The organism is Crinalium epipsammum PCC 9333 (assembly GCF_000317495.1).
GTDB lineage: Bacteria > Cyanobacteriota > Cyanobacteriia > Cyanobacteriales > PCC-9333 > Crinalium > Crinalium epipsammum.
The window spans coordinates 547241-562161 of sequence record NC_019753.1 but is presented as its reverse complement, the minus strand read 5'-3'; the positions used below and the strand labels follow the sequence as shown (position 1 = coordinate 562161).

11 protein-coding genes and 1 pseudogene are annotated in these 14921 nt (G+C 39.5%); 6 read left to right on the top strand and 6 right to left on the bottom strand.

Translation table 11 applies throughout. The features are described from left to right. Positions 1 to 33 precede the first annotated feature (33 nt). Complete coding sequence (locus tag CRI9333_RS02340; RefSeq protein WP_015201585.1) at positions 34 to 594, top strand: COP23 domain-containing protein; 561 nt, start codon at positions 34 to 36, stop codon at positions 592 to 594. A gap of 134 nt (positions 595 to 728) precedes the next feature. Then, a complete protein-coding gene (locus CRI9333_RS02335; protein ID WP_015201584.1) occupies positions 729 to 4307 on the top strand; it encodes a serine protease in 3579 nt (1192 codons plus the stop codon). Positions 4308 to 4574: 267 nt separating this feature from the next. On the opposite strand, the gene CRI9333_RS02330 is transcribed toward CRI9333_RS02335, so the two are convergent. After that, entirely contained in the window at positions 4575 to 7226 is a 2652-nt protein-coding gene (locus CRI9333_RS02330) for a trypsin-like peptidase domain-containing protein (protein WP_015201583.1), read from the bottom strand. 146 nt (positions 7227 to 7372) lie between these two features. On the opposite strand from CRI9333_RS02330, the gene CRI9333_RS02325 reads away from it, so the two are divergent. Both CRI9333_RS02325 and CRI9333_RS02320 read left to right on the top strand, forming a co-directional pair. Continuing rightward, positions 7373 to 8002, top strand: coding sequence for a COP23 domain-containing protein (locus CRI9333_RS02325; protein ID WP_232229374.1), 630 nt, complete (start codon positions 7373 to 7375; stop codon positions 8000 to 8002). 385 nt (positions 8003 to 8387) lie between these two features. Continuing rightward, positions 8388 to 9686 carry an IS4 family transposase gene (locus CRI9333_RS02320; protein ID WP_083890046.1) on the top strand — a complete coding sequence of 433 codons (1299 nt, stop codon included), beginning with the start codon at positions 8388 to 8390 and terminating at the stop codon, positions 9684 to 9686. 16 nt (positions 9687 to 9702) lie between these two features. On the opposite strand, the gene CRI9333_RS02315 is transcribed toward CRI9333_RS02320, so the two are convergent. From CRI9333_RS02315 to CRI9333_RS02300, 5 genes and pseudogenes are all read right to left on the bottom strand, one after another. Then, on the bottom strand, positions 9703 to 10053 hold the full coding sequence (locus CRI9333_RS02315) for a hypothetical protein (RefSeq protein ID WP_015201581.1): 351 nt from the start codon (positions 10051 to 10053) through the stop codon (positions 9703 to 9705). Between the two features lie 34 nt (positions 10054 to 10087). Then, positions 10088 to 10441 carry a M15 family metallopeptidase gene (locus CRI9333_RS02310; protein ID WP_071881111.1) on the bottom strand — a complete coding sequence of 118 codons (354 nt, stop codon included), beginning with the start codon at positions 10439 to 10441 and terminating at the stop codon, positions 10088 to 10090. Positions 10442 to 10483: 42 nt separating this feature from the next. Beyond that, a pseudogene (locus CRI9333_RS02305) lies at positions 10484 to 12514 on the bottom strand (Tn3 family transposase); the annotation flags it as partial. Beyond that, positions 12444 to 12794 (bottom strand): DUF4158 domain-containing protein, encoded by a 351-nt coding sequence (locus CRI9333_RS28670; protein ID WP_390370163.1) that lies wholly within the window; start codon positions 12792 to 12794, stop codon positions 12444 to 12446. The gene CRI9333_RS28670 and the pseudogene CRI9333_RS02305, both read right to left, overlap by 71 nt. Positions 12795 to 12973: 179 nt before the next feature. Then, entirely contained in the window at positions 12974 to 13873 is a 900-nt protein-coding gene (locus CRI9333_RS02300; protein ID WP_015179980.1) for a tyrosine-type recombinase/integrase, read from the bottom strand. 81 nt (positions 13874 to 13954) lie between these two features. On the opposite strand from CRI9333_RS02300, the gene CRI9333_RS02295 reads away from it, so the two are divergent. Together CRI9333_RS02295 and CRI9333_RS02290 are read left to right on the top strand one after the other, a co-directional pair. Further along, on the top strand, positions 13955 to 14422 hold the full coding sequence (locus tag CRI9333_RS02295; protein ID WP_015179979.1) for a helix-turn-helix domain-containing protein: 468 nt from the start codon (positions 13955 to 13957) through the stop codon (positions 14420 to 14422). 17 nt (positions 14423 to 14439) lie between these two features. Further along, positions 14440 to 14907: a WD40 repeat domain-containing protein gene (locus CRI9333_RS02290; RefSeq protein WP_015201580.1), complete on the top strand. Its 468-nt coding sequence runs from the start codon at positions 14440 to 14442 to the stop codon at positions 14905 to 14907. The last annotated feature ends 14 nt before the right edge of the window (positions 14908 to 14921 follow it).

The window sequence follows — 14921 nt, the reverse complement described above, 5'->3', positions numbered from 1 at the left end:
CCGCTACCAAACATTTTTTACTAGAAGAAAAATATGAGATTATCGACGATTCGCAACTTATCTGTTTTGGTAACAGCAATTTCTTTAACTTTAAATGCGGCTCCAAGTTTTAGCCAAACTCAGCCAGATAAAGTCACATTTTATTGCCGTTCTATGTTAGATATTACTAGCGGTGAAAATATTCCCACCACTGTAGCGTGGATACCTGAACGTCAAGGGCATATTCGTTTAATTGGTTGGAAATCTGAGTATTTTTATCGCTGGAATCCGCAAGCTAGATGCCAAGCTGTTACACAGAAAATACAGAACTTGTCTAATCAAGGGCGTTTTAATTTTCTGGCAACTGGCGCGGTAAATAATTATCCAGTAATTTGTGCTTTCGCGTCTCAGGGAGAATCTTGTGATAGTAACAATCAAGTTTTTACTATTAAACCGCATGATAATCCTGATGAAGTTCTAGCACACTTATTAGGAATTTTTGAAGGAAGAGCTTCAAAAATATTTAACCAAAGTTCGGGTCAAAAAAGAACTCTTTCTGTGAATAGTTATTTCCAGAAGGCTCCCTTGATTGAAATCCCAACCAGTTCTAAATAATTAGGTTTCCCCTTGTTACTAGGCAGAGCGCCTGGTAACTATGTAGTGCGGGCATAATGAGCGCGTTGACTTTTGCTTAATTTCAGCTTGTTTTACTCTCAACAAACAGATTCTATAACCTTTCATCTTTTATTATGAATAACCGCACATTGACATTAATTAGCTGCTTACTATTACTTTCAACTCCTGTAATAACAGCAAGTGCTATTTACGCTCAACAACCTAACTTAACTGCTCCAGATGATGTTCCGCCACCTATACCATTACAAGAAAAAGAAAAAATTGCCGCAGAAATTACGGTTAAAATTAGTTCAGGAAATAATGGCGGTTCCGGGGTACTAATAGCGAAAAAACAACAAACTTATCTGGTTTTGACTAATGCTCATGTTGTTGATAATAGTAAAAATCTTCAAATAAGTACTCCTGACGGAAAAATTTATACTGCACAATTAGTGCCAAATAGTAAATTAGGAAATTATGATTTAGCCTTATTACAATTTACCAGTAATAAAGAATATTCTATTGCACAATATGACCCTTCAAATCTGCCGAGAATGAATGGAGATATTTTGGCGGTGGGATTTTCTGGTGAGAGTGGAAAGTTAGTTTATCGACCAGGAAAGATTACTTACCTACCGGAACGCAGTTTAAAACAAGGCTATGGACTTGGCTATAACAGTAATGTGGTGCAAGGCATGAGTGGCGGGGCGATTTTAAATGAATATGGGGAATTAATTGGCATTAATGGACGCAGCAGTTATCCGATTTTAAATAGTGGTTATGTCTATGAAGATAATGCTAAACCTACGCCAGCAGAAGTTCAAAAACTGCGGGGTTCTAGTTGGGGCATTTCTTTACAAACGTTTTTAGCACAGTTACCACAAGATTTTGCTAGGGCTTATTCTTTTCCGCAACCACCTATTTCAATTCCAGATGTTAATAATGAACCAGAGTTAACCGGATGGTTAGGGCAATTAAATGAACAAGCTCGAAAGTTTACTGTGAGAATTAATAATAAAAATGACGACCGAGATAGTGGGTCAGGAGTTATTATTGCTAAACAGAATAATACTTATTATGTGCTGACTTGCGCTCATGTCATCAAGAATTCAACTAACTATGAAATTGTTACCCCAGATGGGAAGATTTATTCGGTAGATTATAGCAGAGTGAGAAAAGAAGAGGGGGTAGATTTAGCGGTTGTACAGTTTAATAGTAATGACAGCTATCAAGTAGCAACTATCGGGAATGTTGCTGCGAAAGATGAGCAGTATACGTTTGTTACGGGGTATTCCAAGTTTGGTAACAAGCAATCACAGTGGCGCTTTAGCCCTGGAGATATTTCTGAACAAGAAGTCGGATTATTACGAGTAAAAAATTATCGAGTTGAGGGTAGAAATCAAAGTGCTGTTGCTGCCGAAAGTGCTATTTCTTTAACCGGAGGATATGAGTTAGTTTATCGCAATATTACTTATGGTGGGATGAGTGGGGGCGCTGTTTTAGATAGTCTTGGGAGAGTGATAGGGATTCATGGTTCTGCGGAAGGAGAAATCGCAATTGATGACTCTTCAAGTGATTTAAATAAACTTCAGTTTGGATATAGTTTAGGTATTCCTGCTAAAACTTTTCTGGGTATAGCAAATCGACTACAAGTTAATTCGGGATTGTTAAAAGTAGAAAACTCGCCACCACCTGATTTAAATGCAGTACAACAAGATGCGGTTAAGAAAACAATACTAACAGTTGGTGTTCCTCAAGGTAATGCTAAAGCTTCGGTATGGCTACAACGAGGCAATCAATTGTGGCGGTTACGTCGATATGATGAAGCAATTGCGGCTTTTGATGCAGCAATTAAGCTGCAACCTGCGTTTGTTCATCTAGCTTGGTATGGACGCGGGTTGGTGTTATATGCACAGAAGAAATATTCAGAAGCGTCAGTGGCAATTTCTACAGCTATTAGCAAAAAACCTGATTACTATCCAGCGTTAAAATTGCAAAGTCAAGTGCTGACGCAATTAAAGCAACTGGATGAAGCATTAGTAGCGATAGAAAAAGCGATCGTAATTCAGCCTCAAGACCCAAATCTGTATTTTATAAAAACAAGCATTTTATCCGATTTAAAAAGATATCCAGAAGCAATCGCGACGATTCAAAAAGGGATTGATATCAGTCCTCGTGCTGCTTTGTACTGGATTCGGGGTAATGTTTACGTCAACCAGAAGCAGTGGGATAAAGCTATTAATGATTACAATACTGCCATTAAAATCAATCCTCAGTATGCTAATGCTTACTTGATGCGGGGTGGTGTTTACTCCGACCAGAAGCAGTGGGATAAAGCTATTGATGATTACAATACTGCTATTAAAATTAATCCTCAGTATGCTAATGCTTACTTGATGCGGGGTGATGTTTACTCCGACCAGAAGCAGTGGGATAAAGCTATTGATGATTACAATACTGCCATTAAAATCAATTCTAATAATGCTTGGGCTTACAGTGCTAGGGGTTTAGTTTACTACAAGCAGAAGCAGTGGAATAAAGCTATTGATGATTACAATACTGCCATTAAAATCAATCCTGGTGATGCTTTTGCTTACAGTGCTAGGGGTTTAGTTTACAAAGAGCAGAAGCAGTGGGATAAAGCTATTGATGATTACACTACTGCCATTAAAATCAATCCTCAGTATGCTGATGCTTACAGTTTAAGGGGTAGAGTTCACGACCAGCAGAAGCAGTGGGACAAAGCTATTGATGATTTCACTACTGCTATTAAAATCAATCCTAATAATGCTAATGATTACAGTTTAAGGGGTTTAGTTTACGTCAACCAGAAGCAGTGGGATAAAGCTATTGATGATTTCACTACTGCTATTAAAATCAATCCTCATGATGCTGGTGCTTACAGTGTTAGGGGTTTAGTTTACCAAGAGCAGAAGCAGTGGGATAAAGCTATTGATGATTTCAAGAGTGCGATTAAAATCAATCCTGGTGATGCTTCTGCTTACTTGAGTCGGGGTGAAGTTTACTCCTACCAGAAGCAGTGGGATAAAGCTATTGATGATTTCAAGAGTGCGATTAAAATTAACCCTAACGATGCTTTGGCTTACTACAATCGGGGTAATGTTTACGTCAACCAGAAGCAGTGGGATTTAGCTATTAATGATTACAATAGTGCGATTAAAATCAATCCTCAGTATGCTGAGGCTTACTACAATCGGGGGATTGTTTACTCTAACCAGAAAAAATGGGAATTAGCACTTGCTGATTGGAATCAAGCTATTAAGATTAATCCTAAGTTTGCTGAGGCTTACTTCAATCGGGGTTTTGTTTACCATACTCAAGAAAATTATAGTGCAGCACTTTCTGACTACAAGCAAGCCTTAAGTATTAATGAAAATTTAATAGCAGCTATTAGTAATATCGGTTTTATTAACTATGAAATGGGAGAAACTGAGGCAGCTATCCAACAATGGCAGAAGGTGGTTAAGGTTGATTCTCAACAAGCGGAACCTCAATTAGCTTTAGCTGTGGCAATGTATACTAAAGGAGAATCAGACAAAGGTGTGCAATTAGCAGCGCAAGCTTTGAAGTTAGATAAGCAGTTTGCTGATGTGGCGTATCTTAAGCAAAATCTTTGGGGTAAGCGGATAATTGCTGATACTCAGAAGTTATTTGCTGATGCGAAAATGAAGGCGGTTTTAGCTGGGCTTTAAGGATAATTGTAGGTTGGGTTGAGCGATAGTAAAAGGCAACAAACCCTGAAATTATACCGCTATCCTCTGAAAATACTACATATCGGCATTGGGGCGGGTTTAATCAATTTATCTGTATAGCCCAACAATTATCTGTGCAACCCGCCCCTACAGGATTTTTGTGTTTGATTGAATGTGGCGATCGCACTAAATTTTATACTACTAATGAATGATGTGCGATCGCATTTTTGCGTTATAGCACAGCTATTTCGCACCCTACGGCTGTAGTTATTTATTCCCCGTACTAGATAAGCCTTGCATCTGTGAGAGATAAGCTTGCATTTTGGGGGTGGCAAAGAATTTTTGGGTATCTGCAATCATGCGATCGCCCCACAGTTGCTCTTGAAAATAAGCTATATCTGCCAAGCGTTTATCTAAACACAACGCAACTTCAGCCATCTCAAAAGCTGTTTCTGATTCACCTTTGCTATACATTGCCACAGCTAGCGCCATTTGAGGTTCCGCTTGCTTTTTATCCAAATTAACAACCTGCTGCCACCGTTGTATTGCTTCTTGGGTTTTACCCATTTCATAATTAACCAAACCAATATTGAAAAAAGCTTCGACATACTGAGGATTAAGTTGAATGGCTTGATTGAAATCAGCCAGAGCTAAATCCCATTTTTTCAGATTGTAATAAACAAACCCCCGATTGATATAAGCATCAGCATTTATAGGATTAATTTCAATCGCCTTGTTGAAATCAGCTATTGCCAAATCCCACTGCTTTTGCAGTGGATAAATATTACCGCGCTGATTGTAAACCTCAGCGTTAGGGCTGATTTGGACAGCTTTTGTAATAGCAGCAAGACTTCCTGGATATCGTTTTAAGCCCTTTAACACTAAGCTTTTTTTCAAGTAGAGATTAGCATTTTCTGGCTGAATTAGAATGGCTTGATCTATTGCTACTAAAGCCCTTTCTAGTTGATTTAATTGCTGTAGTGCTATGCTTTGTTCTTTTAAAGCAGGGTAGAAGTTTTGTTTATTTTTAATAGCTTGCTCAAAAGCTGCAACCGCTTCAGTATATTTATCCTGGCTTGCTAACGCCATACCTTTTCCGTACCAAGCTAAATGCACGTAGGCAGGTTTTTGTTTAATAGCTTGCTCAAAAGCTGCTATGGCTTGATCATCTTGATCATATTGACCTAACCGCCACAGTTGATTTCCTCGTTCTATCCATACTGAAGGTTTGGCATTGCTTTTAGGAACACTAATACTTAGTAATGCTTTTTCAATAGCATCTTTTTGTGCTGTATTAAGTTGAGGAAATGAAGAAGATTGAACTTGTAACGATTGAGAATTAAGATTGAAGTGATTGGCTAGAGAAATAAAAGTGTTAATAGGAATACCTAAACTATATCCCATCTGAATGTGTCCGCTATCCCCTGTTTTTTCATCAATTGCTATTTCCCCTTCAACCGCACCGTGAATGCCTATTACCCGTCCCTGAGTATCTAAAACTGGAGCGCCAGCCATACCAGCATAGGTAATGTTGGTATAGACTAACTCATAACCTTGTCTAGGGAAAAAATTATCCTTTAACTGTAACAATCCTTGTTCTAAACTATATGTTTTTCCAGGGTTAAATTGCCACTTTGACCTATTTGCTAAACTGGAATATCCTCCAACAAACACATATTGGTCGTCTGTTACACTGGCATTTGCTAATGTAGCTACTTGATAGGTAGTTTTGCTACTAAATTGAGCGATCGCTAAATCTACACCTGGTTGTATTTTGATACTATCTGGAATAATGGCATAAGCTTTGCCATCAGGAGTAACTATTTCATAACGATAATTCCCACAGGATTCTTTGACTGAGTTTCTTTCACATAGCACATGGGCTGTGGTTAAAACTGTGTATGTTTCTCCTGTTTTGGCAATAATTACTCCCGAATCTTTAGTATTGCTACTACTATCAATTCTGACTATAAATTGTTTAGTTTTCTGCTCTAACTCTCCTAACCATCCTTTCAAGCTTGGTTGAGTAATAGTTGATTTTTGTACTGGAAATGGGAGAGAATAAGCCGTAAGAGTTTCTGAATTAACTTCAGCTAAAAAGGTTTGGATCGGAATACCCCAACTTGATCGTCTAAATTGTTTAATTGCCTCTGGTAGGGGGCGCGAACCGTCTTCATAAACATAACCACTATTCAAAATTGGGTAAGCACTACGCCCATTAATTCCTATTAGTCCTCCTTCAGCATCAAGGATAGCTCCGCCACTCATTCCTTGAACAATATCGCTGCTATACCCAATTTGATAACCGCCTTTAAAACTTTGTTCGGGCAGTTGAGTAATTTTTCCTTGATGGTAAACTATTTTATTTGTTTCTCCAGGGTATCCCGCAGCTAAAACTGGGATTCCTTGACGAAGATTTGAGGGGTTGATATCGGCAGGTTCGTATTGTTTACTACTGCGAAATTGTAATAGTGCCATGTCACGGTTAGAAAACTTAGTGTTGGGTACTAATTGAGCTTGATGTACTACTCCGTCATGTGTCTGAATGCTAAAGTTATTATCACCAAAGGTCACATGAGCATTGGTGATAACTAAATAACTTTGTTGTTTTTTGCCAATAATTACTCCAGAACCACCATTATTGTTGCTGTCAATTTTCACGGTGATCTGTACAGCGATTTCTTTCAGTTCTTCCAGTAAGGGTGCGTCGTGAGCAATTAGCTGTTGGTGATTAGAGTTAAGGTTTAGTTCTAAGGTAGAATTTTTTGCTAAGACGGGTGTTGGTAGTAGCAAAAAACAAGCAATTAATGCCAGTGGGCGGTGCAAATAGAAAGTTTTAAGCATGGATTTGGTGAATTTGTGACAACGCGACAAAGCAGAAAGCAGGCGATCGCCCACAGGAGTTGGGGCTAGGTGCATCCTACTACTGCTTTAAAATAGCTAAAACCTCCATTCAAGAATGCGATCGCCTGCTGTCCCTGTTCTGTTTCTGCACAGGTGATCTGCTTTTACGCAAATTTTCGGTTTTGTTACATTTCTTTACAATTTGCAGAAAAAATTGCTACTTGCGTAAAAACCTTGTTGCCAGACGTAATAAGAATAGAAACTTTAGTCAAGTTGAAATTATGTTCAAATTGCGATCGCTAAAACTTGCTTCATCAGTTCTACTCGCCAGCGTTACGATGCTGACTTTGGGTGCAAGCGCAACTTTAAGTCAAACCGAGTCCAACGAAGTCAAGTTCTTTTGCAGTCAAATGTTCGACAATGCACCTAATGAAAATATACCAGCGACAATAGCATGGATTCCAGAACGTCAGGGACACATCCGCCTGATTGCTTGGAAATCCGACTTTTTTTATAAGTGGAATCGTCAAGAACGGTGTCAAGCCGTCTCGGAGAAATTTCAAAATGCTTCCCAGCAGGGACGTTTGAATTACCTGACATACGGTGAGGTGGATAATTATCAAGTTATCTGTGCTGTAGCTAATCAAGGAGAAAAGTGTAAACGCGAAAATATGCTGTTCACTATTAAACCCCAAGACTATCCAGACCGAGTTCTGACATCATTAATTGGGGTTGTGCAAGGTAACAGTGGTGAGCCCATCTATCAAAGTACAGGTCAACAAGTTTATGTATCTGTAAACGAGTTGTTCCGTCAATCGAAAATTGTATCTCAAGCAAGCGGTTCTAAGTAGTAGTTAAAAAGTAGGTTGGGTTGAGGTGGCGAAACCCAACTTATTCTATTTTACTGAATGCTCAAGTACATATTTTTCCCCCGACATCCAATTGCCACAAGTGCAATATCTCAAACTAACCTGATTACCTTTAACTCAACTATGAAACGCACACTCACATTGATTAGCTGCTTGTTACTACTACCAACACCCCTATATGCAGCAAATCCTCACTTAGAACCCATTGGTGACAAGTTAAGGAAAAGAGAAAATTGTCAAGGGTGGTATTTGGCTAGGTCAAAAATCGTGAGAAACTCAGTCTAGACAAGTAGTTGAGCGATTTAGACCAGCCATGACACAAAGCCGAAAAACCAATCGAGACCATGCGAAAAAGAAACAACGACCACTGGTGGAAGACGAAGTAATAGCCAAGCAATTGGAAAAATTACTGACACCAGCCATTACAAATCAAGAAAATTACTACCGAAAATTAGGACTCAGAGAACGGATACTGAATTTACCGTTGATGATGGCGGCGGTGTTGACCTTGCTGTGGCGAGATGTGGCAGGAGTCAGAGAACTAACAAGAATGTTAGCCAGAGATGGTTTTCTGTGGTGTAGTCCCACAAAAGTTAGTCAACAAGCGGTATCACAAAGATTTTTAACATTTCCATCTGAATTATTTGAAAAAGTATTTAAAGATTTATTGCCGAGTTTAAGAGCAACTTGGCATAGTAGAAATCAACGTCCATTGCCAGAAAGTATTCAATTTACCTTGTCAAAATTTGAGAAGATTTGGATAGTAGATGGGTCAACATTGGAGGCATTGTTTAGGAAGTTAAAAAGCTTAGAAGAGACTCAAAGAGGGCAATTAGCCGGAAAAATGAGTACAGTAATTGATTTAATGACTAGATTACCTGTAGAAATTTGGTTTGAAGAAAATTCTAAAGCTTCTGATATTAAACTTGAAGAAAACATTCTAAATTTAGTAACAAAAAACACCTTGCTGTTATTGGATAGAGGGTTTTATCACTTTAATTTTTGGTTTCAATTAATTGAGAAAAAAGTAGATTTTATAACGAGAATAAAAAAAGGAGCAGCAATCAAAGTAGAACAAATATTTACCGATAGTTATGAACTGAGAGATCGGAAGATACGCTTTGGTTCTGGCACAAAGAAGACTCCATTTATTACCTTGCGTTTGATTGAAGTCAGGTCAGGAAAAACCTGGCATTCTTATTTAACCAGCGTCCTAGACCCTAATATTTTACCCCCTTATGTGGTAGCAGATTTATATCGGCGGCGGTGGCGGATTGAAGATGCTTTTAACACAGTCAAGAGGCTTTTAGGTTTAAGTTATTTATGGACGGGTTCAATCAATGGAATTAAGTTACAAATTTGGGCGACCTGGTTATTTTATGCGGTTTTAGTAGATTTAGGTGATGCCGTAGCAGATGAACTTGCTCTCCCCTTCGACGAGATTTCATTAGAAATGATTTATCGCGGTCTTTATCATTTTACTATGGCTCATCAGAAAGGTAAGGCAACAGACCCCGTTAAGTATTTTGCTGATCCCGAAAATCGAGATTTAGGTATTATCAAACAGCAACGAAACCCCAATGTTAAGTTGATTGTCGCTCCTTTTCCCAATCTTCAACGAGGGTCTGACCAGTTTTTTTTCAACAATTCTCTGAAAGCCTCTTGACAAAACAGTTACAGGCTTAACTTGTCACCAATGGGCAAGGTTGGATTACTGGTTTAGTTGCAATTGGTACTGGCGACGGTTTAACTACAGCGTTTTGGAGAGTGCTTTTGGGTGTAAAGCTGGGGATTGGTTGAGCTAGTACTAATGGGCTAGGTGAAATACTAATTACAGGGCTAGGACTAGGGCTAGGCGTAGTTAAAGTTGTAGGATTCGTAGTATTTTCCTGTGGTTTAGTGGGTTGGATGTTAACCCCAGTACCGTCTGGTTTGACGGAAACAGCCCAATCTTTATCACCCGTTTGTTGAGCAGTGACAGTACAGCTTGTTAGTAGTAAGCTTGATAGTAATAAGACAGTCTGAATCTTCATTTTTTCCTTAATATTGGTTGGTAAATTTGTAACTTTACAGTGGTACATCCATGACAGGAAACTTCTTCCAATCAGGTGATTCAAAATGCCACCACTCAGTTGGGATACTTTTAAAACCGCGCTTCTTCATAACGGTTTCAAGTAGCAAGGAATTCTTTTTAGCTTCAATATTGCTCCTTGTGTAATTTCTATGAGCTTTTTCTGTAAAGTCATCAAAAGCACTCGGCATTTCTAATTCTTTGCCGTCGTTATCAACAAGCGTTAAATCTACCGCTGCACCACGATTATGCTTAGAACCAATGGCAGGATTAGCAACATAACGCTCGTCAGGTACTAGCTCCCACATCACTTTTTGGCGTTGAGCCGAGATACGTGTAAAAAAGTGCAAGATAGAAGCGCAAAGCCTTGTCAGTTATGAATTTCAGAAATTTTATTCAATTGGCAAAACAATAGCTTGCTCCCAAGACGGCGGAACGTTCTGCAAATCCACCACATAATCCCCATAACGTTTGATCTGCCTAGTCAAATAAGGACTCAAACTTGCTAACAAATCCCGGTTAATCTTGTACCCTTCAGCACTTAACTGCTGCACAATCTGCGAAATATCCACAGCATTCTGGAGAATTACCGCACTCGCTACTAAGTCAAGATACTTAACCCGCTTTTCCTGCTCGCTAGGATCATTCTCCGTAATCACCCCATCCTTACCAAAAAATAGCCAGTCTAAAAAACCGTGATAACTTTCTACCTTATTGGTACAGGCAGTAATCTCCTGACGTAGCCCGCAATCTGAAATATATTCCAACAAAAACATTGTGCGAATCACCTGTCCCAAACAGCGAAAAGCCTGATAAAGACGATTTTTGCGACTGTAACTGCCCAATTTGCGTAAAATAGTCGATGGCATCAGTTTACCCGCCTTAATCGACAACACCACACGCATCAAATCTTGCCAGTGGGTGTGAATTAGCTTCCAATCCACTACCCCTTTGAACAATGGGTCAATATACTCATAAACATCTTGTGAACTAGGGCGTAAGAAAGTATAGTCCTGCCAGTTACGGATACGCGGCATTAACTTAATTCCTAACAGATAGGAGAGAGCAAACACCGGAGCCGATTGTCCCTGAGTATCAGCGTGCAGAGTTGAGGGCTGAATATCTGAGGTATTTTTGAGCAATCCATCTAAGATATAAACTGCTTCCCAAACGCCACAATTAATAAAGTGGGTGAACAGCGCGATGTAAGTATCCGAAACATGATGATAAGCAATCCCACCATAACCGCCATAGCGAATGTGGTACTCGCTTAACAAATTGTTCTCGTAAATCTCAAACTTACTACCGTCCGCCGCCGCTCGTTGTCCTGTTCCCCAACAAGAAGGCAATTGCAGTTGATTATAAGCATTGATCATATCCCTGATTGCTGCTTGCAACTTATCAGCAGTGATATGACGACGGTGAATGTAAGACAGCATATGGCTGGTAATTCCGCCTCGGCAGTGACGAGCCGTTTGGTTAGGCCCCAAATTGCAACCATAGCCAAAAGTCGTCAGGATATAACGTGTGCCTGCTTGAGTTAATTTCGCTTCCGACCCCGATATCGGGCCAAAATGGCGAGTCCAATGTAACCAATGCTCGACATTGCATAAAATATCCAATAAACTGCGTTCCGGCAATCGTTGTAAAATAGCTGATTCTAATTGGAAAGCCTCTTCAGATTGGGGTTGAGTTACAAGCCGCTTGAGTACAGGTTCTCCCTCCCTGTTAATTGTTATCTGGTCACTATTAGAACAAATTTGGTCTACTTCACGAGCCAGGAGCGTCAACTTTTGTTGAAGATATTCCACAAATTGAACACTATCGGCGGGAATTTCCAACGACTGACAGTATTCTTCCACCAGAGAAGAACATTCAGACCAAGGTAAAAGTTGTTCTCGGAAATCTGCATAATTTTCCGACCCCACTACGCAAGCATCGCCAGTCTTCAACTCAGAAGCCAAATGCACAAACAAGCAAATTTCTAGCTGAGTTCGGACTAGGACTTCTGTATCTCCTTGTTTCGTTACCACCAATCGTCGCCAAGCATCGTTGATAAAACTCAAATCAATAGTCGCAGGCAACCACTTGGCACGACGGTGTTCCTGTTCAAGTACAAAAGCCATTGCATCAATCACAGATTCATCGGCAGAAGTAGAGCGAATATCTAACGACCTAACTAACTCGAATAACAGCTTACGGTAGCGGCTATAGAATCGCCATAACAAAGGTAAGTAATTATGACTGTTGTAAGCAGTAATCTCTTCGCACTGCTGCAATAGTAAAGCTGTACCACCATGAACCTGTAAAACCGACTGGACTTGACTTCCTAAAGTCATCGCATCAGGAGTTTCATCGGAGGCTGTTAAAATTTCTGCCAACACTCCTAATAGAGATTGTGTCTGGGTTAAATGCTGTTCCCGCGGTTCGATCATAAGGCTTGACACCCAAGTAAGTCCTAATCGCTTGTTGATAATAACGTTTTGAGCGAACTGAAGGAATAGCCGATACCTTAACGCTGAGATTGAGGCATTTCCGCAAATGAGCAATGATAGCCGTCGGAACTGATTCTATGTCTGTGAAATAACCCAATCGTTGAAACGATTTCAGCATTACCATCAGTGCCAGCAATCCTGTTGGTGTTCGTACATTAGAGCGCACAAACTTAATTTCTTCTGTTGTTGGGGTATACAGTTCCGCCAGTTCCTTAGCCGAAGGTAAAGGTTTGAACTGTGGATAAGCAGTACGCTCAATTGATGTAATGGGGGATAGTCTCCAACTCTCACTCAGCTAGTACAGAGTATAATATCTACTCAGCATTTCTACTCAATTACCCAGAAAATCACCGGAAAAACTCGCGCTCTTTTTGTCCAAATTAACAATTAAATATTATTGTTGATTAAATAATTAAGTGCTTGTTTCGCTACATATTCTGACCGGGCTGATGTCACTTTTTGGTAACGTAATGTTGTCTGGATATTGGCGTGTCCCATCAAAGCTCTTAGTTCTTCAATTCCCATTAATCCTACTCGTTCTGTAGCAAATGTATGTCGTAAATCATGCAGACGTATACCAGCTAGCTCTGGTACAGGTTTAATTAATTCAGCCCAGTTTTTATGAACGGTACGATAGCTTAAACGGGTAACTTTATAACTACAAGGATGTTGAGCGGTAAATAATGCCGATATAGAGCTTTTGTGGCGATAATAACGCAAATAATGTTCTAAAGCTACTTGAGCATCTTCACTATAAAAACACCAACGTGACTTATTACCTTTACCAACCACGTAGAATTTGTGATTGCTCAAATCTATGTCAGTAAGGTTGAGGGCTAAAACTTCTCCAATCCTAGCTCCACTGCGGTGTAGGAGTTTTACCAATGCACGCATTCGGCTATCGGATGCCACTACCTGATACAGTAATTGAATTTGAGTAACGGTGAGATAACGAATTACTTCATCGGCTAAATGTTCGCCTTTTTTCGGATCAGGTTTTCGCCGTCGCAGCCGAGCGATAGGATTAACTTTAATGTAACCTTGTTCAACAGCGAAATTGAATAAAGCTTGAATAATTGCTTGATGTCGATGATGGGTAGTATAGGCTAAATTATCTAAGCTATCTAAATATTCAGTTAGTGCCTTTCGGCTGAGAATTTCTACAGGCATTCGCCCATATTCTTGCAATAAAGGTATTAATGTTCCTTCGTAAGAGCGAATAGTGTTTGGGGCTAATCCCTGTCTTTCTAAAAATTGAGTAGTTACTGTAGCTAAAGATACAGACACTTGGTGGAAATTATTTTAATAAACGATTTATTAACTTTAAAAGATTGACGTAGAACCAACAGTTAATTAAAACACATTTTTATGTCGATTTCAGAACATACTAATTTGCCCCAAGAACAAGAAACCTTAGCTAGTTTTGTGCAACGAGTGCGTGCTAGTTTAGGGTTGAGCCAACACGAAGTTGCGCTGAAGGCTGGAATTCATTTGCAAAGTTTGGGAAAAATTGAACGAGGTCTAACTTCGCGGTTAAATTATAAAACTCTCAATGGGTTGGCATTGGCTTTGCAAACCCCAGTTGAGTATCTTGATGCTGTGAGTAAGGGATTACCACTTGCTGCAACTACAGAATTAAAATTTTGTCCACACTGCTGGACTCCCGGTACTGCTCCCGATCCACTTTGGACTCATGCCCGTGCTAAATTTTGTTGCTTTTGTGGTTTTCAACTGATCAATCGTTGTCCTAGCTGCTCTGAACCCATCTCATCAATGAAATTTCGCTTCTGTCCTTTTTGTGGGTGTTCTTATAAAGCTAAAACCACTGCTGGTTAAGGCTTTGCGCTTTTATATTGCACTTTTTTACACGTATCTCGGCTCAACGCCGGAATACTCTAAACCGGACTTCAGATGTTGTCCATTCATTGGTATCTTGGTTAGATCGCTCAGTTGGTTCAATTAAGTCTGTTGCTATTAGTCCTGATGGAAAAATAATTGCCAGTGGAGGCAACAATGCTGGCGATAATGGTGTTTTCAATTCGCCCATAAAGCTTTGGGATGTTAATACTGGAAGAGCAATACCTACTTTAATTGAACAATCAGGTACAGTTTATTCTGTTGCCTTTAGCCCCAACAGTAAAATACTTGCTAGTGGTGATGATGAAAATAAAATTAAGATTTGGAATGTTAAAACAGGAGAGTTAATTCAAACTTTAGAACATTACGGTAAAGTTAATTCTGTAATATTTAGTCCTGACGGTAAAACCTTAGTTAGCGGTAGTGATGACGCAACAATCAAGATTTGGCATATAGATTATTGAGTGAATAAATAATA

Coding starts and splice junctions, on each gene's coding strand:
- CRI9333_RS02330 (WP_015201583.1), bottom strand. CDS start 7,226: ATGCACCTAGCCCCAACTCCTGTGGGCGATCGCCTGCTTTCTGCTTTG.
- CRI9333_RS02315 (WP_015201581.1), bottom strand. CDS start 10,053: ATGAAGATTCAGACTGTCTTATTACTATCAAGCTTACTACTAACAAGC.
- CRI9333_RS02295 (WP_015179979.1), top strand. CDS start 13,955: ATGTCGATTTCAGAACATACTAATTTGCCCCAAGAACAAGAAACCTTA.
- CRI9333_RS02335 (WP_015201584.1), top strand. CDS start 729: ATGAATAACCGCACATTGACATTAATTAGCTGCTTACTATTACTTTCA.
- CRI9333_RS02340 (WP_015201585.1), top strand. CDS start 34: ATGAGATTATCGACGATTCGCAACTTATCTGTTTTGGTAACAGCAATT.